This is a genomic window from Nicoliella spurrieriana (assembly GCF_023380205.1).
Lineage (GTDB): Bacteria > Bacillota > Bacilli > Lactobacillales > Lactobacillaceae > Nicoliella > Nicoliella spurrieriana.
On sequence record NZ_CP093361.1, the window covers coordinates 499,767 to 519,005 of the forward strand.

Annotated in this window: 18 protein-coding genes; 13 read left to right on the forward strand and 5 right to left on the reverse strand. The window is 43.8% G+C overall.

What is annotated here, in order from left to right; genetic code table 11:
• Positions 1 to 110 precede the first annotated feature (110 nt).
• Positions 111 to 284: a hypothetical protein gene (locus MOO44_RS03930; protein ID WP_260117119.1), complete on the reverse strand. Its 174-nt coding sequence runs from the start codon at positions 282 to 284 to the stop codon at positions 111 to 113.
• A gap of 1,121 nt (positions 285 to 1,405) precedes the next feature.
• On the opposite strand from MOO44_RS03930, the gene MOO44_RS03935 reads away from it, so the two are divergent.
• From MOO44_RS03935 to MOO44_RS03995, 13 genes are read left to right on the forward strand one after another with little or no spacing between them, the layout of a single operon-like run.
• Complete coding sequence (locus MOO44_RS03935; protein WP_260117120.1) at positions 1,406 to 2,587, forward strand: 2-isopropylmalate synthase; 1,182 nt, start codon at positions 1,406 to 1,408, stop codon at positions 2,585 to 2,587.
• Entirely contained in the window at positions 2,577 to 3,611 is a 1,035-nt protein-coding gene (leuB, locus tag MOO44_RS03940) for a 3-isopropylmalate dehydrogenase (RefSeq protein WP_260117121.1), read from the forward strand. Before MOO44_RS03935 ends, leuB begins: the two co-directional genes overlap by 11 nt.
• Before the next feature lie 11 nt (positions 3,612 to 3,622).
• Positions 3,623 to 4,996, forward strand: a complete 1,374-nt coding sequence (gene leuC, locus MOO44_RS03945) for a 3-isopropylmalate dehydratase large subunit (RefSeq protein ID WP_260117122.1) — start codon at positions 3,623 to 3,625, stop codon at positions 4,994 to 4,996.
• The gene (gene leuD, locus MOO44_RS03950; RefSeq protein ID WP_260117123.1) at positions 4,997 to 5,581 is read left to right on the forward strand and encodes a 3-isopropylmalate dehydratase small subunit; all 585 of its coding nucleotides are present in this window, start codon (positions 4,997 to 4,999) and stop codon (positions 5,579 to 5,581) included.
• Positions 5,582 to 5,598: 17 nt separating this feature from the next.
• Positions 5,599 to 6,399, forward strand: coding sequence for a Fe-S cluster assembly ATPase SufC (gene sufC, locus MOO44_RS03955; RefSeq protein ID WP_260117124.1), 801 nt, complete (start codon positions 5,599 to 5,601; stop codon positions 6,397 to 6,399).
• Between the two features lie 15 nt (positions 6,400 to 6,414).
• Positions 6,415 to 7,698 carry a Fe-S cluster assembly protein SufD gene (sufD, locus tag MOO44_RS03960; protein ID WP_260117125.1) on the forward strand — a complete coding sequence of 428 codons (1,284 nt, stop codon included), beginning with the start codon at positions 6,415 to 6,417 and terminating at the stop codon, positions 7,696 to 7,698.
• Positions 7,691 to 8,923 (forward strand): cysteine desulfurase, encoded by a 1,233-nt coding sequence (locus tag MOO44_RS03965; RefSeq protein WP_260117296.1) that lies wholly within the window; start codon positions 7,691 to 7,693, stop codon positions 8,921 to 8,923. Before sufD ends, MOO44_RS03965 begins: the two co-directional genes overlap by 8 nt.
• A complete protein-coding gene (gene sufU, locus MOO44_RS03970) occupies positions 8,910 to 9,365 on the forward strand; it encodes a Fe-S cluster assembly sulfur transfer protein SufU (protein ID WP_260117126.1) in 456 nt (151 codons plus the stop codon). Before MOO44_RS03965 ends, sufU begins: the two co-directional genes overlap by 14 nt.
• A complete protein-coding gene (sufB, locus tag MOO44_RS03975) occupies positions 9,358 to 10,761 on the forward strand; it encodes a Fe-S cluster assembly protein SufB (protein ID WP_260117127.1) in 1,404 nt (467 codons plus the stop codon). Before sufU ends, sufB begins: the two co-directional genes overlap by 8 nt.
• Positions 10,762 to 10,775: 14 nt before the next feature.
• Entirely contained in the window at positions 10,776 to 11,081 is a 306-nt protein-coding gene (locus MOO44_RS03980) for a metal-sulfur cluster assembly factor (RefSeq protein ID WP_260117128.1), read from the forward strand.
• A gap of 35 nt (positions 11,082 to 11,116) precedes the next feature.
• Positions 11,117 to 12,409, forward strand: a complete 1,293-nt coding sequence (locus MOO44_RS03985) for an NRAMP family divalent metal transporter (protein WP_423802921.1) — start codon at positions 11,117 to 11,119, stop codon at positions 12,407 to 12,409.
• A gap of 25 nt (positions 12,410 to 12,434) precedes the next feature.
• On the forward strand, positions 12,435 to 13,109 hold the full coding sequence (locus MOO44_RS03990) for a hypothetical protein (RefSeq protein WP_260117129.1): 675 nt from the start codon (positions 12,435 to 12,437) through the stop codon (positions 13,107 to 13,109).
• Positions 13,110 to 13,136: 27 nt separating this feature from the next.
• Entirely contained in the window at positions 13,137 to 14,144 is a 1,008-nt protein-coding gene (locus MOO44_RS03995; RefSeq protein WP_260117130.1) for an NAD(P)H-dependent flavin oxidoreductase, read from the forward strand.
• A 146-nt stretch (positions 14,145 to 14,290) separates the two neighbouring features.
• Here the strand turns inward: MOO44_RS03995 and MOO44_RS04000 are convergent, their stop codons facing one another.
• The 4 genes from MOO44_RS04000 to MOO44_RS04015 form a co-directional block, all read right to left on the reverse strand.
• Positions 14,291 to 15,553, reverse strand: coding sequence for a YhgE/Pip domain-containing protein (locus tag MOO44_RS04000; RefSeq protein ID WP_260117131.1), 1,263 nt, complete (start codon positions 15,551 to 15,553; stop codon positions 14,291 to 14,293).
• Between the two features lie 98 nt (positions 15,554 to 15,651).
• Entirely contained in the window at positions 15,652 to 16,176 is a 525-nt protein-coding gene (locus tag MOO44_RS04005; protein WP_260117132.1) for a TetR/AcrR family transcriptional regulator, read from the reverse strand.
• A 128-nt stretch (positions 16,177 to 16,304) separates the two neighbouring features.
• Positions 16,305 to 17,777 (reverse strand): APC family permease, encoded by a 1,473-nt coding sequence (locus tag MOO44_RS04010; RefSeq protein WP_260117133.1) that lies wholly within the window; start codon positions 17,775 to 17,777, stop codon positions 16,305 to 16,307.
• A gap of 20 nt (positions 17,778 to 17,797) precedes the next feature.
• Positions 17,798 to 19,141, reverse strand: coding sequence for an aspartate aminotransferase family protein (locus MOO44_RS04015; RefSeq protein WP_260117134.1), 1,344 nt, complete (start codon positions 19,139 to 19,141; stop codon positions 17,798 to 17,800).
• Positions 19,142 to 19,239: the final 98 nt, after the last annotated feature.

Sequence of the window (19,239 nt, forward strand, 5' to 3'; positions counted from 1 at the left end):
AGATTTTTAAATCAGCTGCTACTTTGAAGCAGCTTACTAATTAATGAAACTTGATTGCAGTTAAGGCTCTTTTACATTCTAATCGCTTTCGAATGGCAAAAAATTGCCAATTAGAAGTACAAGTAAAAGAAATTTGATTCAAAATCACTTTCTGCAAGTTTATTTCCCCAGTCAACGATTGGTTTGATGAATTGATTTACCTCTTCGGTAACGACTGCTTCCGTTTCTTCAACCGCATCATTTGGGTTCACTTGGATGTTTTCTACGTTTTCTGCATTAATCATATTGACCACTCCATTTCTAAATTAATAACCATTAACTAAAAACGTCCTTTTTGACTCGAATGAATCGAAAAGGACGTTTTTGAACGTGGTACCACCTTTATTCACTAGTTAATCAATTTGATTCTGACTGAATAAAGGGGGTCACCATGAACTAATCGTAATCAGTTCGACCAATATCATTCTTTCGTTCATAAGCCCTGCGCCCTTTCACCAACCGAACGCTCGCTGATTAGGCCTTATGAATTAGTCCAATTAATATTACAAGTCTTAATAGTTACGAATGATATATTAAATAATTTGATATGTCAAAGTTATTTTTGGTGTTTAAATTATAAAAATTATAAACTAGATGAATTAATCCTTGCTCAAGCCTGGTGAAATCTAGAATTTCATTTTAATCAATAAAAATTAAAAAAGATTAGATCATCAAATGGGTGGATTGGCCATTTTGAAATTGCAGTAATTCAAAATAGCTTTAATTTTACCAAAATGGGGGTAAAAAAGATTAATTTCAAAAAAATTTCAAAAAAATTGCTTTTTTGATCAATTTATTAATCAAATGTTGATATATCAACATTTTTAACATTAGTAATTCTAATGCTAGCGAGTTTGATATTAGTATTTATGAAACTATATTAAAAATATAGTTTCATAAATCATGATTGGTTGTCCAAGATATAATTTTCAACGACTTTTCTTTTAAAATCATGCTTGCTATACTTCACATTGTTAAATAAACGTTAGCGATTTTAAATAGCAATTAACGTTTGGTTTCTAACTTTACATTTTGAATATTAAAATGATTAATTCCAGATTAGTAATTATTAAGTACTTTTTAGAGAGCGTTGGCATGGTGAAACAGCGTATTTACTTCTTAAATGAAAAGCTGGGGTTCGATAGAATTTTTTTCGAGAAATTTGGGTGTGACGACCTTTATCAACGTCTGAGTATCGATGCTAATGATTAGGATCCGTACTTGATGAGGCTAATTATGTGAGTAATTAGCGAATAAAGGTGGTACCGCGCTAAAGCGTCCTTTCCTAAACTTGGTTATTTTAACTAGGCTTAGGAAAGGGCGTTTTTTTTATTTTAATGAAAATGATGGAAATGGAGTGTTGACAATGATTAATGCAAACGGTAAGAAAATTCAAATTTTTGATACAACGCTACGGGATGGTGAACAAACGATTGGGGTTAACTTTTCGATCGCACAAAAGATTCAAATTGCTCAGCAACTAGAAAAGTGGGGCGTGGATGTGATTGAAGCTGGTTTTCCAGTTGCTTCCCCTGACGACTTTAAGGCAGTTAAGGCGGTTGCTGAAAGTGTTGATCGGGTTTGTGTCACCGGATTAGCGCGCGCTAAGCAATCAGATATTGATGCCTGTGTTAAGGCCACTGCCAATGCAAAGCACAAACAAATTCATGTTTTCATTGGAACGAGCCCAATTCATCGTAAGGATAAGCTCCATATGACCAAGGCAGCGAACCTAGCAGCGATTAATAAGTGGGTCAGATATGCCAGACAGTTCTTCGATATCGTTCAGTTCTCACCAGAAGATGCAACGCGGACTGAGCCTGATTATCTAGCGACCGTCTGCAACACTGCAATTGAAGCTGGTGCTACGGTAATCAACATTGCAGATACGGTGGGTTACACCAACCCAATTGAATTTGGTAAATTATTCGATTACCTTCGCGCCCACGTTGATAAGTTTGATGAAGTAACCTTCTCAGTTCACTGTCACGATGACCTTGGCATGTCAGTTGCAAATGCGATTGCCGGGGTGGAACACGGGGCATCTAGAATTGAAGGCACCGTGAACGGCATTGGTGAACGGGCAGGTAACACGGCCTTAGAAGAAGTAGCCGCTGCCTTCATGGTTAGAAATGATTACTACCATTATCAAACGAACATTAACTTAAAGGAAACCAAGCGGACTGCTGACATGATCAGCGAGTTTACTAAGATGCCAATTCCACATAACAAGGCTGTAATTGGTCAAAATGCATTCTCCCATGAATCCGGGATTCATCAAGATGGGATGCTCAAGAACCGGAACACATATGAAATTTTAACTCCCGAATCAGTCGGGATGGGTGCTACCCACATTATTCTAGGCAAGCTATCCGGATCCCATGCAGTCATGCAGGAACTAAACCACATGGGGTATGAAGTGACGAGGGAGGACATGGTCAATATCTTCCCAGCATTTAAGGCGGTGGCCGATAAGCAACCGATCGTTAATGACCACGACTTAGCGATGATTATGGAACGAATGGGAGTGATGGTTCATGCCGAATAAGATTACCGTATTGACTGGTGATTACATCGGTCCAGAGATTATGGCAGCCGGATTAAGGGTGCTAGAAGCCGTTAGCAAGGCGGGGCACTTTGAATATGAAGCGACTACGATGCCATTCGGTGGCCATGCGATTGATGAGTGTGGCGAACCATTACCACAACGAACCATTGACGAGTGCAAGAACAGCGACGCAGTGTTGCTTTCAGCAATTGGTGGTCCCAAATGGGACGCTGCGCCTAAGCGGCCTGAACAGGGGTTGTTAGCAATCCGCCAGGCCCTCAATTTATTTGCAAACATTCGTCCAACTGAGATTTCACCGGCGATGATGCAGTATTCACCACTCAAGAAGATCGAACCAGTCAACTTCGTAATCGTTCGCGAATTAACCAGTGGGATTTACTTCGGAACCCCGCGTGAACAACATGCAGACTACGCACTTGATACCATGCGTTACACAAAGGCTGAAATCGAACGGGTCAGTCGGGTAGCCTTTCAAATGGCACAGCACCGGAACCACCGCGTTACACTGGTTGATAAGTCCAACGTGTTAGCAACCAGTAAGTTCTGGCGGGTGGTTGTCGATGAGGTTGCTAAGGACTATCCGGATGTGGAATTGAACTACAGTTATGTGGATGCTGCTTCAATGAAGATCATTAGTAGCCCGGAACAATTCGATGTGATTTTAACTGAAAACTTATTCGGTGACATCCTAAGCGATGAAGCCGCACAAATTACTGGATCGCTAGGCACGATTCCATCCATGAGTACCGGTGATCAAAAGCCGGTCCTATATGAACCAATTCATGGTTCGGCCCCAGACATTGCGGGGCAGGGAATTGCCAATCCATTTTCAATGATCAATTCGGTCAAGATGATGTTAGCCCATTCGTTTGACCGGGCCGACCTAGCTGAACGAATTGGCAAAGCCGTTGATCAGGTGGTCGCGGATAACATCGTGACGCCTGATTTAGGTGGTAAGTACGGGACGAAGGAAGTTACCGATGCGGTAATTAAAAATTTATAGGGGTGATAATAATGGCCAAAACAATGATTGATAAAATTTGGGATTCACATGTAATTGATGGAGAGGAAGGAACACCACAATTATTATATGTAGATTTGCACTTACTTCATGAAGTAACTTCCCCCCAAGCCTTTGAGGGCCTTCGTGAAAATCACCGCCCGGTGCGTAGACCTGATCGGACGTTTGCTACGATGGACCACAATGTGCCAACCGTTGATATCTTTAACATCAAGGACATGATTTCGAAAAAACAAATTGATACGTTAGGAAAGAACTGTAAGGAATTCGGCGTTCGGCTTGCTGGAATGGGTCATAAGGACCAGGGGATTATTCATGCGATTGGCCCACAACTCGGGTTGACGCAACCCGGAATGATTATTGTTTGTGGGGATTCACATACTGCTACCCACGGTTCATTTGGTTCGATTGCCTTTGGAATCGGGACCAGTGAAGTGGAACACGTCCTAGCCACCCAAACGATTTGGCAATTGAAGCCTAAAACGATGGGGATTCGGGTTCACGGCAAGTTGCCAAATGGCGTGTTTGCAAAGGACGTCATTATGAGCTTGATTGCTCGCGAAGGGGTTTCATTTGGAACTGGGTATGGCGTTGAGTTCTACGGTGACACGATTCGTGACATGAGCATGGAAGAACGGATGACCCTTTGTAACATGGCAATTGAGGGTGGTGCTAAGATGGGCTGCGTTCAATCTGATCAAAAGACGTTTGACTATGTTCGGGGCCGTAAGTATGCCCCTAAGAATATGGATAAGGCAATTGAACATTGGAAGCAATTTAACACCGATGACGAAAGTGCTTTCGATAAGATTATCGACCTAGATGCAACCCAATTAGCACCATTTGTTTCATGGGGCACGAACCCTGGAATGGCAATTCGGATTGATGACACCACGCCTGAAATTAGGGATGCAAATGATAAGAAGGCCTATGATTACGTCGGCTTGAAGCCGGGCACTTCCCTTAAGGATGTCGATATCAAATGGGCATTCTTCGGTTCTTGTACCAACGGTCGGCTTTCTGATTTAAAGATTGCGGCTAACATCTTAAAGGGCCACCACATCGCGGATGGCTTAACCGCTTGGGTGGTCCCAGCATCACGGACGATCAAGGAAACCGCCGAAAAAATGGGCATCGATAAAATTTTTAAGGATGCCGGTTGTGAATGGCGTGAACCTGGTTGCTCAGCGTGTCTAGGAATGAATCCAGACCACGTCCCAGCTGGCGTGCACTGTGCTTCAACTTCGAACCGGAACTTTGAGGGGCGCCAAGGAGTTGGGTCAAGAACCCACCTTGCTAGTCCCGCCATGGTCGCCGCTGCTGCAATTCATGGTCACTTCATTGATATTAGAGAGGAAGCGATTTAAATGGAAAAAATCAATATTTTTACCTCCACGAGCGTTCCGTTGATGAACAACAATATTGATACGGATCAATTAATCCCCAAGCAATTTCTAAAGAACATTTTAAAGACCGGGTTTGGCAAAAACCTACTATATGATTGGCGCTATTTAAAACCCAACGTTCCCAATCCTGATTTTGTTTTAAATAAACCAGAACGGGCAGGGGCACAAATCCTAGTGACTGGTGACAATTTCGGGTGTGGTTCCTCCCGTGAACATGCGGTATGGGCACTTAAGGATTACGGCTTTCGGGTGATTATTGCAGGTAGTTATAGTGATATCTTCTATATGAATAGTACCAAGAACGGGGTATTAGCAATTAAGTTGCCCCAAGCACAACGCGATTTCTTAGCTCAGCTACCCGCTGATCAACCGATTACCATTAACCTACCGGAACAAAAGGTAATCGCAGCCGGTCATGAATTTGACTTTGACATTGATGAACGAATTAAACACAAACTAGTAAACGGGCTTGATGACATCGCGATTACGATGAAGGAAATGGATAAGATCGAAGCCTACGAAGCAAAGATGCCGAACTTTAATTAATCCAGGGGGAAGAGTAGATGACTAAATTAGAAGTAAAGGACCTACACGTTAGCTTTATCGACGAGGAAGAAGAAACGACTAAGGAAATCCTAAAGGGGGTTAACTTAATCATAAATACCGGTGAGACCCACGCCATCATGGGGCCCAACGGAACTGGGAAATCGACGTTATCTGAAACGATTATGGGGAACCCGAACTACACGGTTACCAGTGGCGATATCATGATCGATGGGCAAAGCATCTTAGATAAGACGGTCGATGAACGGGCCCGGGCAGGATTATTCCTAGCGATGCAGTATCCCGCTGAAATTAAGGGGATTACGAACGCCGAATTTATCCAAGCTGCGGTGAACGCGCGGCGGGCTGAAGATGACCCCGAACCGATTCGCCAGTTCTTAAACCGCTTGGATGATAGTTTAAAGATTTTGAACATGAGCGAAGCAATGGTGGAACGGTACTTAAATGAAGGCTTTTCCGGTGGTGAAAAGAAACGGAACGAAATTTTGCAGATGATGATGATCAAACCGAAGTTTGCCATCCTAGATGAAATTGATTCCGGATTAGATATTGATGCCCTGCAAGTGGTATCTAGAGGGGTAAATTCCATGGATGGCAGTCAATTAGGGACCTTAATGATTACCCACTACCAACGGATTTTGAACTACATTAAACCGGATTTCATTCATGTGATGATGGGTGGACGCATCGTTAAGACCGGTGATATTAGCCTAGCTGAAGAATTGGAAAACAACGGGTATGCAGCTTTGCGGGATGAATTAGGACTAGACATTGATTTGACCGATGAAGACGTTTATTAAGAGGGGGAACGACTGATGATTAAAGACAAGTTTATGCGTCAGGTATCACCGACCATGATTGCTGAAGCTCGATTTGATAACGAACCCGAATGGATGACGCAATATCGGACAGCTACCTTTGAATCAATGGGCCAGTTATCATTACCAGTAATTGCCAAGATGGATTATCATACCTGGCGCTTCGTTAGTAACGCTAGTCAACACCAAGCAGTGACGACTCCGCTTGATGATGATACTAAGCATGAACTGCAGCATTATAACTGCGCAACGATTGGTAAACGGGTCTTTCGTAATGAACCCAATGCTGAAATGATCACCGGTGGGGTGATTTGCTGTGATTTTGCAACCGCGTTACATAAGTATCCGGAAATGATTAAATCATACTTAGTAGATAACCAATCTGGTGCTACGGACCGCCTCAATTGCTTACAAAATTCATTAGTGAATAACGGGATTTTTATTTACGTTCCGGCGGGCGTGCAGTTAAGTGAACCCATCAAAATTGCAATGATGGAGGATAACTATCAACCTGACACGACCTTTAGTCGCGTCATTGTGGTCGCTGCTAATGATAGCAAGGTCGATATTGTGCAGAAGTTGGGCAGTATTGGGGATGCCAAAAAGGTGACCCACGTTAACATTGACGTTTATGCCAAACCCAACAGCGAAGTGCAATTCTTTTCATTAGATGCAATTGGCGCATCCAACACCGCCTACGTAATGCGCCGGGCGCAGGTTGGTCGCAGGGCGAAGATGAACTGGATGATTGGCTCGTTCAATGATGGCAATACCATTTCAGACATCGCCACTAATTTAAACGGTGAGGGTTCCAAGGGTAATACCCGGGTGGTTTCAATTGCAAGCCACCGGCAACAACAAGGAATTAACACGAATATTACGAACTATGGACGACACTCCGATGGTGAAATTAGCCAACGGGGCGCCATTTTAGACCAAGCTCGAATTGTATTTAATGGGATTGGGAAGGTGGCCCATGGTGCGCACGGCGCTAACAACCAACAGGAAAATAGCGTGCTCATGTTATCGGATGACGCCAGTGGTGATGCCAACCCAATTCTACTAATTGATGAAAACGACGTGATTGCCGGCCACAAAGCTAGCATTGGTAAAATTGATGAACGGCAATTGTACTACTTAATGAGCCGGGGGATTAAACCGGAAGTTGCGAAGAAGTTAGTAATTCGTGGTTTCTTAGGGATTATCCTATCACACATTCCATCAGCTACGATTAAACAACAAATGATCGATATTATTGAAGGGAAGCTTGCAAATGATTAAAGCCAACGTTAAAGCGGATTTTCCAATTCTCCACCGGCAAATTAATGACGAACCGATGGTGTACTTAGATAATGCGGCAACCTCGCAAAAACCACGGATGGTGATTGACCGGGTAACTGAATATTACTTTCAGCAAAATGCGAATGTCCACCGCGGGGTGAGTTCGCTTTCGATGGCTGCGACCGATGAATATGAAGCTGCTCGGCAAGCGGTTAGTGATTTTATTCACGCTGAGGGTCCTGATAACGTGGTGTTTACCCGTTCGACGACCGAAAGCCTGAACTGGATTGCCAGTGGGTATGCCGACTCTGTGTTACAACCGGGGGATGAAATTGTCATCACGGTGGCTGAACACCATAGTAACATTGTTCCCTGGCAACAAGTTGCCAAGCGCCACCACGCTAAATTAAAGTACATTCGTTTGAATGCATGTGGGCGGTTAGATTTAATTGATGCTAAGCATCAAATTACCGACCGGACGAAGATCGTTGCCATTAACCACGTTTCCAACGTGATGGGTGCTGAGAATCCGGTGGCAAAGGTGAGTCACCTAGCTCATCAACACGGGGCGGTAATGGTGGTGGATGCTGCCCAATCAGCACCGCACATGCCGATCGATGTTCAAGCACTGGATGCTGACTTCCTGGCCTTTTCAGGACATAAGATGTTAGCGCCGACCGGGATTGGCGTCCTCTATGGAAAGCAAGCAGTGTTGGCCGAAATGAACCCGGTACAATTTGGTGGTGAGATGATCGATGAAGTGACCCAACAAACGGCCACCTTTCAAAAGAGCCCGCTGAAATTTGAAGCGGGCACGCCCAATATTGCGGGAGCGATTGGGCTCCACGCTGCGATTAACTACCTGAGTGCGATGGGGATGGAGTCGATTCATGATCATGACCTCCAATTAACGACTCGGTGTATTGAACGACTCCGGCAATTAGGCGGTGTGACGATTTATGGCGATTCCGATCCCGCAAACCACAACGGGGTGGTGACATTCAACGTGGCGGGCATTCATCCCCACGACGTTGCGACCGGCTTGGATATGGAAGGAATCGAAGTAAGAGCTGGACACCACTGTGCCCAACCACTAATGGATGTCTTGGGAGTCGAGTCAACGGTCCGGGCGAGTTTTTATTTCTATAATGATGCTACCGATGTGGACCGTTTCATTGACGCCCTGAGCAAAGTAAAGGAGTTTTTTACCGATGGCCTTAGCTAAATTAAATCAACTTTACCGAAGCGTGGTGCTAGATCATGCAAGCCACCCGCGCAACTTTGGTGAATTAACCGACCGCACTGCCGACTTAGTATTAAGAAACCCCAGTTGTGGTGACATTATCAACGTACAGGTCCGAATCAACGCTAACGTGGTTGAGGATGTTAAATTCATGGGCGAGGGCTGCACGATTTCAAAGGCTTCCGCTAGCATGATGACCACCGCTGTGAAGGGCAAATCGATTGCTGAATGTAATCAAATTATTCAATTATTCTCAGATAACATTATTAATAAACAAATTGCGCCAGCAGATGAAGAACGGCTTGGCGATGCATTGCTACTAAGTACGGTTGCTAAGTTTCCAACGCGGATTCGCTGTGCGACCCTTGGGTGGCATGCGCTGGATGAATTAATCAACGATAAGGGAGTGGAACAACATGACTGACATTACTGACGTATTGCCCGAAAATGACTATCAATTTGGCTTTCATGACGACGTGACCCCGGTATTTTCCACCGGAGAGGGCTTGAATGAAGACATCATTAGACAGATTTCAAAGGAAAAAAACGAACCTAAGTGGATGCTTGACTACCGGTTACAGTCGTATCACACCTTTTTACAAATGGATGATCCTGACTTTGGTCCGGACTTAAGCGGGTTGGACTTGGAACACATGAAGTACTACCAAAAATCAACCGACCAAAAGTACCGGGATTGGGATGACGTGCCAGATAAAATTAAGGAAACCTTTGATCGAATCGGGGTCCCGGAAGCTGAACGCAAGTACTTAGCTGGGTCTTCGGCCCAATATGAATCTGAATCGGTTTACCATAACATGAAGGACGAGCTTGCAAAGCAGGGGATTATCTTCACGGATACCGATACGGCCCTCCAACAGTACCCGGAATTATTTAAGAAGTGGTTCGGAAAGTTAATCAAACCGACTAATAATAAATACGCGGCATTAAACGGTGCGGTATGGTCAGGGGGAACCTTTATCTACGTTCCTAAGGGGGTAACGGTGTCTGCACCGATCCAAACCTACTTTAGAATCAACGCTGCTAATTCAGGGCAATTCGAACGGACGTTGATTATTGTTGATGAACACGCCCACCTTGAATATGTAGAAGGCTGTACAGCACCTACATATAATTCAGATAGCTTACATGCAGCAGTGGTGGAAGTAAACGTGTTACCACATGCATATTGTCGTTACACTACGATTCAAAACTGGTCCAACAACGTTTATAGTCTAGAAACGAAGCGGGCCCAAGCATTAGAAGATGCCGTAATGGAATGGGTCGACGGAAACTTGGGTTCGAAGGTGACGATGAAGTACCCATCCGTGTACTTAAATGGCCGCGGGGCCAAGGGAACGATGCTTTCGATTGCGGTTGCCGGAAAGAATATCCACTCTGATACCGGAGCCCAGATGATTCACAATGCGCCTGACACCTCATCATCGATCATTTCTAAATCCATCGCTAAAGATGGCGGTTCGGTTGATTATCGAGGGAAGGTCCGGTTTGCAAAGAATAGCCCCGGTTCCCACTGTCACGTGGAATGTGACACGATTATCGTTGATGATCAATCCACCAGTGACACGATCCCCTATAACGAAATTTACAATAGTGATGTGTCAATGGAACACGAAGCAAAGGTCTCGAAGATTTCAGAAGAACAACTTTACTACCTCATGTCACGGGGGATTACAGAACAAAAGGCGACGGAGATGATCATCATGAGCTTCATCGAACCGTTTACTAAGGAACTACCAATGGAATACGCAGTGGAATTGAACCGCTTGATCAGCTTTGAAATGGAAGGCTCGATTGGCTAAGGAGGATATTAACCATGGAAATTGAAAGAAATAAGTATGTGGATGCACTAGAAAACGTGATTGACCCGGAACTATTTATTGATATTGTCAACTTAGGCTTAATCTACAAGGTCGAAGTGGACGATGATAAGCAATGTGTTGTGACCATGACGTTAACAATCATGGGCTGTCCATTAAGTGACTACCTCTTTGATCAAATTAAGGAACAACTAATGGGGTTCCCAGAAATTGATAACGTAGACGTCAACCTAGTATGGGAACCAGCCTGGTCAATTGATAACATGTCACGAGAAGCACGGATGCAACTAGGGATTCATTAAGCTAATAATTAACAACTAGAAGGGAAGTGAGCGTCATGAGCGTAAACGTAGAAACCGAACCAGCGATGGATAATCAAATCGTGATGGATGATTCAAAGCGAAGCTGGCTGAAGCAAATTAAGAACTGGATGATGGTGGTGGGACCGGGGTTAATTGTGATGTTAGCCGACACCGATGCTGGGTATTTAATCACTGCTGCGCAATCCGGGGCTAGCTACGGGTACGCAATGGTGCTGCCACAAATTCTGTTGATTCCAATTTTATTTATGGTGCAAGAAATTACGGTCCGACTGGGGATTATTACCAAGAAGGGCCATGGGGAGCTAATTCGTGAATACTTTGGGAAGAAGTGGGCGTACCTATCTTCGATTACCCTGATGGTCTCATCGGTCGGGGCCTTGATTACCGAATTCATTGGGATCGCCGGGGTCGGCGAACTATTTGGGATTTCGAAGTGGTTTACCGTTCCCGCTAGTACGGCGGTCTTGATCATGATTGCATTCATGGGTAGCTACCGGCGGGTCGAAAAGATTGGAATCATGTTTGGGATTTTCGAATTGACCTTTATTATTGGAATCTTCATGGTTCACCCCAACATGGGGTCTTTGATGGAGGGAATTCAAACGATTCCACTCCATGATTCGTCATACGTCTACCTAATTGCAGCCAACGTGGGTTCTGTGATCATGCCCTGGATGATTTTTTATCAACAAAGTGCAGTCGTTGATAAACGCCTGACCCCGAGCATGATTAAAAAGGAGCAAACCGACACCTTTGTGGGTACCTTTATTACCCAGGGAATCATGATTGGCTTCGTAATGCTATTTGCAGCAACGGTGTTCAAAGATCACCTTCATGCTAATGAGGAAACGGTCGGTGACTTGGTCAATTCATTGGCGAACTACATTGGGATGGGCGCCTCCAAAGCAATTCTGGGCTCTAGCATTCTAGGTGGTGCGCTAGTGGCAGCAATTGTGGTGGTCCTAGCTGGGACTTGGGGTATGACCGAGGTGTTGAACTGGAAGCATAGCTTGAACGAACGGTTGAACCGTTCTAATTGGGGCTTCTATAGTATGTACGCAGGAACATTGATTTTCAGTGCCGCATTGGTCCTATTCAACCAAAACTTGGTATCAATTGCAATTAGTGTTGAAGTCGTAAATGCATTGATGATTCCAGTAGTGCTAGGGTTCTTGTTGCTACTAGAAGCCCGCGCATTGCCTAAAAAATACCGGATGAAGGGGATTTACCGCTTTACCGTAATTAGCCTATCACTAGTGGTGATGGCCTTCGGTGTGTACATGATTGGCCCCGCACTGGGAATGTAGTTTAATTAAGAAGGGGAGTAAGATTGTGAAAATTAAAGATCAGTTATATATTAACCCGTTAGAAAACGTTCAGAGTGATGAAATTAGTAAGTTACGCTCCGAACAATCAGATAGTAATTTATTGAAGATTGCCCATGTAGCAGCCGTTCGAGAAGTACATTTAAATGACTACCACTCAGAAATGGACCTACATAAGATGACGGTTCCGCAAAAGGCGGAGCAGCAATCACAAATTGTAAATCGATTTTTTGCGGAACAACCAGTAACGATTAACCGGGTAAGGAGAAATGCCACGTTAACGAACTACTTACGCGATTGGTACGGCCGTGATTTAGGGATGACCGACCAAGAAAGTGCCCTCAGCATGGCCAAACAAGTGCACGGCTTTTTAGATAGTGGTGCTGATTGGTACTACCTATCCCAAGTGAACAATGGTGAGCATGCATTTGATGCTGACTTATTAGGGGGAACCGGCGACGGTAGTTTCATGGATTACTTTACGACCTACTATACGCAGGGCGATAAGTACATGAATGAAGCGACTGCTGACGGTCGCGATGAAGAATGGGTCAGAATGATTTTTACCCAACGAATCAAGAATGCGACCGCCTTTTTAAAGCCAGACCGGTTAATTGAAATTGCTGATCAATTTAAAGATGATATGGAGATATATAATGCGATAATTAGCAACCAGAACTAGTGGTTGCGCCTAGGGAGATGGATGGTTATGAAAACGCAAGCAAAGATGGTTACCGATATTTTGAAGATTAAATACCCGATTATTCAAGGGCCAATGTCATGGATTACGAACGCTGAATTTGTCAGTGCCGTGTCCAATGCAGGGGGCTTAGGGGTGTTAGGTGCAAATGCCGGTCAACGCCAAAAAGCCGATGGACCGGCCGATGCGGCTGAAAAAATGCGGCGTGAAATTCGCCGGGTCCATACATTAACGAACCATTCGTTTGGCATCAACATTGTAATGCATGATGCTAGCGATGACGTGAGTGAATATACCCAGTTAATGTTAAACACCGCATTTGAAGAGGGCGTACACTACTTTGTAACGGTCGGAGCACCGAATCCAGTGGTGTTTGATCAAATCAAGGCCCACCATGGCGTAATCATTCACCGTCCATTAACCCCAACGGTTGCTAACATGCAGGCTGCCGAAGCAAACGGGGCTGACATCCTAGTTGCAACTGGGTGTGAGGCTGGTGGTGTTTATCCTAATCAACGGGTAAGTACCGCTGAAATCATCGCAAAGGTGGTCGACCATGTGCACGTCCCAGTGATGGCTGCTGGTGGCATCAACAGTGTTGATGACATTCGCGCTTTAGAATCATACCATGTGGCGGGCTTGTTCGTGGGGACGCTATTTATCGCCACCACGGAATCGCCATTAGCCGCTAGCGCAAAGCGGTTGATCATTCAATCTAAATCTGGTGATTTGATCGATGTTTCAGCAAAGCTTCGTTCCATCAATACTGCAAAGGCCAAGCGCTTAAATCGGGCGTTTACCAATGCGGATAGTAACGTTGATGTGAATGCTGAAATCAAGAAGATGGGTGGTATGAAGCGGGGGATGCTTGATGGTGAAATCGATGACGGAATTGTTTCCGTTAATACCAAAATTGATAGCATTAACCAAGAACGCTCAGTTGCTGAATTAATGGTCACCCTGGGTCACTCCTGGGAAATAGTAATGAATCACGACGTTTCGATGGCATCGGAATAGCTGAGAATGAATTAAAGGACTGCCTTACGATCTTTGATCGTGAGCAGTCCTTTTTAGTGTATAAAGATTAGATTGAGGGACTAAAAAGGCCCCATCATCGTTAGCGTTTGGCTAATGATGATGGGGCCTTTATTGTGCACTATTTATTAAATGCTTGGCGCATTATCCTCTTTATTTCTCAATAGACTTGAGAGATAGATCAATCCTGCAGCAACGACTCCAATGATCAAGATTACCCATACTGCGGGGGCCATTGTTGATGAACCATCTTGGTAGTAAAGGGAGTTATTGAACATTTGAAGACTGAAGCGTAGTGGGAGCCAACTGTAAATGAAGGTTCTGTAGAATGAACCGAGCATTTCTGGAGCATAGCTCATCATCGAAGTGGAGAAAATCCAAATAACGATTAGAATTGGCCAACCACCCAATCCGGTCCAATCGAGGACGGTCGTTTGAATCAGGTAGAAGACAAACATATTGAAGAATAGTAGTAGAATTACCTGACCTACGTTCGGGAATGGAACTCCATAAGCAACTAATAATAGGTAAATAGTAACTGAAAGGATGATTGACATTACAGCGCCTGAAAGCATTTGACTATTAATTTCAGAAATTGAGAAACGGCCATCTGGGCTGGTCTTCTTGTGTTCACGCCATAATAGGATGGCAGGAATCATGGAACCAAACCATGCAAGGACCACGAGCAACATTGGTGCGGCCCCACGGGCACTCTTACTAGGAATCTTGTGAACGTTAGTGGTTTTTACGTTAATTGATTGGTTAACAGTCGCCCATTGAGCAGCCGTTAATGAAACGTTTTGCTTAGCAAGAACGGCTTGCTTTTGTTGGGTAATTCTTTGATTCAAAGCTTGCCCCATTTGAGGAAGGGCAGTTGTCAATGCGTTTGCGGCAGTGGCGTTCATCCCTTGGTTAATGATAACGTCGATGCCAGCAGTTGTTGGCTTCTTTTGTAAGGTTGCAGTCGCAGCCTTTAGTTGTGCTTCCATTTGGGTCGGGAGCGCAGTTGCCTTTTGTTTAGCAGCAGTTAGTTTTTGGCTAATGATGGTGGCCTTCAAGTAATTTTGCTGGTCAGTTAAGTTAGTGTCAAAATCTTTTTTGATCACCACAGCGCCATAGTACTTCTTATTCTTGAAGCCCTGATTAAGTTCAGATTCCTTCTTAACGTGGATCCACTTAATAGCGGATGATTTCTTATCGAACTTCTTTTTCAATTGGTGTTCAATTTTATTACTGGTCGTGCCGTTTGAACTATTTACCAATGCAACCGGAAGTTGTTTCATCTTCATGGTGGTATTGGTACCAACCTGTGCGACTGAGAATAGTCCAAGAACTACGATCATTAAAATGGCGTATAGCCAAAATGCTTTACTCTTAATTACTTTAAACATATTAACGATCTCCTTTAGAATTAATTTATCTTTCTATCTAATATCTTAAATTATTCTAAAGCAGATTCAATCATCAATTTACGATAAATGTCTTATTTTCAAAATAAACCTAAAATCCCCTTACTGGTAACAGCTTGAGTGAATGCGATTACCTGTTCATTGTTATATTGGGGATTATTGATCCACAGTTTAATGATCCCCACGATTCCGTTAGCGTGGTAACTACTCAGCAAGTTAGCTTCTTGGAGCGAAAGATTGGGATTTATTTCCATTAACGAGTTCCGGACTAATTCAATCATTTTAGCTGCTAATCTGTCATCAAAGCCGCTTTTTGACTGGGGATTGAGTAAAATTTGTAACTGTTCCTTATCATCTGCAAAAATCTGGATGATATTACGGACGTTTTCATCGGCAAAAAAGGAATGGCTTTTCTGAAAATCAGAAATCATTTTATAACGATGGGCTTCTAATCTAGCGATGATTTGATTTTCATAAAATTCCACTAGTGCTTCTTTATCAACAAAGTAACGGTAGAACGTACTCCGATTAACTTTGGCTTGAGCAGTAATCTCGTTAATCGAAATTCGATTGAGGGGCTTCTTAGATAACAGTTTTAAGGTCACGTCAATTAGTTTCTGGCGTGTTTGGTTTGCTTTATTAGCATAAATTCCGATGGGAAGGACCTCCTTGATGAGACTAAAAGGAGCTACTGGATTGACCAGTAGCTCCTGAAAAGATGTGCTTTTATTTATTATTTATTTCTCATTTCTTGATTTAAATCTTGGTTTTCCTCAGTATCACGTTGATCAGCAATCGTTGAATTAGCGTGGGTAATACTGTAAGTGAAGTAAATGATAACTCCAATAACGAACCAAACTAATGAGTAAATCTTAGCTTCAACATCAAGACCCCAGAAGATTACGAGAGAACCTAAGAAACCAAGGGCAGGGAAGATGGGGTAGAATGGAGCTCTAAATGGAGCAACTGGTAAGTCCTTACCTTCCCGCTTTCTAAGTGGGTACATTGCAAGTGATACGAACATGAATGCAATCAAAGTCCCAGTAGAAATCAATTCAGCTAGGAATGTGAATGGGAAGACCCCACCCATTACGATTCCTACAATCGTGATGATCCAAAGAGCAGTACTTGGCAAGTGGTTCTTGTTAAGCTTACCAACACCCTTTGGTAGCATCTTGTCACGACCGAATGAGTAAATCAACCGTGAACCAGCCATCATCATGGCGATCAATGCAGTGAACATTCCAAGCACAGCAACTGCAGTAACCACTGAAGCGATGATAACGTGACCTTGTTGTCTCAATGCCCAACCAACTGGTTCTGCATTGTTAGCGTAGTTGGTGTATTTGAACATCCCAACCAATACTAATGACACACAGACGAAGAAGATGGTTCCGATAATTAATGAACCGATGATTCCACGTGGCATCGTCTTCTTAGGGTTCTTGGCTTCAGCAGAATTAGAAGCAATTGAATCAAATCCAATGTAGGATAGGAAGATAGTGGAAGCTCCGGCGTAGATTCCTTGCCAACCACCAAAGTCAGTGCCTGGCTTGTGAGCAGGGACGAATGGAACGTAGTTTTGCGCCTTGATCGCAGTCGCACCAACGACGATGAACGTAACGATAGCAAGTAGCTTAAGTACAACCAATAGGTTCGCAACCTTAGAACTCTTATCATCACCTAAGAATAGGATGAAGGAAACAATTGCAACGGTTAGAACGGCGATGATATCAACCACCCCACCGTTAGTTCCTAATCCAAATGCAAGTGCATTTGGTAATTTCCAGCCCAATGGCGAAATTAATCCTTGCACATTGGCGGATAGCCCGGATGCCACGAAGGCAACGGCAATTAAGTATTCAGCTAGCAACGCCCAACCGACGATCCAGCCCCAGAACTTTCCAAAGACCACGCTGACCCATGAATAAGCGGATCCAGCAAATGGTAATGATGACGCCATTTCGGCATAGTTTAAAGCAACTAATCCAGCCACGATGGCCGCAACTAGATATGAAAACACAACCGCTGGACCGGTATGTTGCGCAGCAACAATTCCGGGCAACGTAAAGATTGAAGTCGAAAGGATGGTTCCAAGTCCTAACGCCAAGAAGTCCTTAACGGTAAGCTTCTTTTCGAGGGCCTGATCCTTTTGTTGATAAAAGTGGAAGTCCACTTTTTCATTCATTTTTTTCCATACTGACATAGACAAAACTCCTTTGTATTTTACCAGCCGATTCCCTTAAGAGCGGCCGACTCTTTTATTTTACCATTTTTTAAGTCTTCCATGGCATGTTTTATGATTTCTAATCCGCTTGTTAATTCATCTTCGGTGATGACTAACGGAGGCTGAAACCGTAAGATGTTACCACGGACGGTAATCATTAGGGCCCCTAATTCAAAAATCCGGTAAATTAACTTAGTCGCAGCAAGCCCATCGGCCTTACCGGTTTTGGGATCAACAATGTCAATTCCACCATTTAATCCGTATAATCGGACGTCACCGATAAAATCGAATTGCTTTGCGAGGGATTGAAAGTATTTTTCAGCAACAAGCCCCAGGTCGTGACTGCGTTGAACGAGGTGTTCTTCTTCAATCACATCTAATGTCGCATTGGCTGCAGCCGTCGTCACCGGGTTACCAGCTGTCGTGTAGACATTCCCTGGTGCATCTAAGGCATCGATGACCTCCTTGCGACCGACCACAGCGCTAAGTGGTAATCCGGACGCAATGGACTTACCAACCGCGATTAAATCAGGGGTAACTTCTGGGAAGTGGTCGATTGACCACATTTTACCAGTCCGACCCATTCCCTGGTTGACCTCATCCACCGCTAATAAAATGCCATTAGCATGGGCAAATTCGGCGACTTGATTTAAGTAGCGTTCTGGCACCTTAGCGAACCCACCATCACCTTGAATAGCCTCGATTTCAATCAATGCGGTTTCATCGGCAGGCAGGTAGGTATCAAATGGTAATTTGAAGGCTTCAAACATCCGATCAATGAACGCATCTTCGCTTTCGCCAGCATGCCGATACCAAGGACTAGGAAATGGCACTTTAACGACGCCCGGTAAGAGGGGGCCAATTTTTCTAGTCATGTTTAAACTGACGCCTGAAGTGGTAATCGAACCATAGGTGGATCCATGGTAAGCACCGGTAAAGCTAACTATGTATTGCCGACCCGTGTAGGCACGTGCATACTTGATAATTGCATCATTAGCATCAGAACCCGAATTCCCCCAGGTTACCTTAGCGGGACCATCAATCGGGGCGATTTCAGCAAGCCGTTTGGCTAACTTAACCTCCGGTTCGTTTGCGAAGTAGGCAGGCGTATATTGAATTAGCTTACTAGCTTGCTCCTGAATCTCCTTAACGACTTTGGGATGTGAATGACCGGTATTGGTAGAAGATGCACTCGATAGTAAATCGATGTATTGATTTCCATCAGCATCGGTTAAAATTGCACCTTGCCCTGATTCGATTACGATATCAAAGTACTTAATTCTAGAACCCTTAGCAAAGTACTGATGTTCTTCGTCCATCAAATGCTTGTTATCATCAGTCATATTGAGCATTCCTCCTTTGATAATTTCATCATAATTTAATGTTATAAATGTTAAAATTATGATTTTATAATCAGTTTTTAATTATATATCAATTGCTT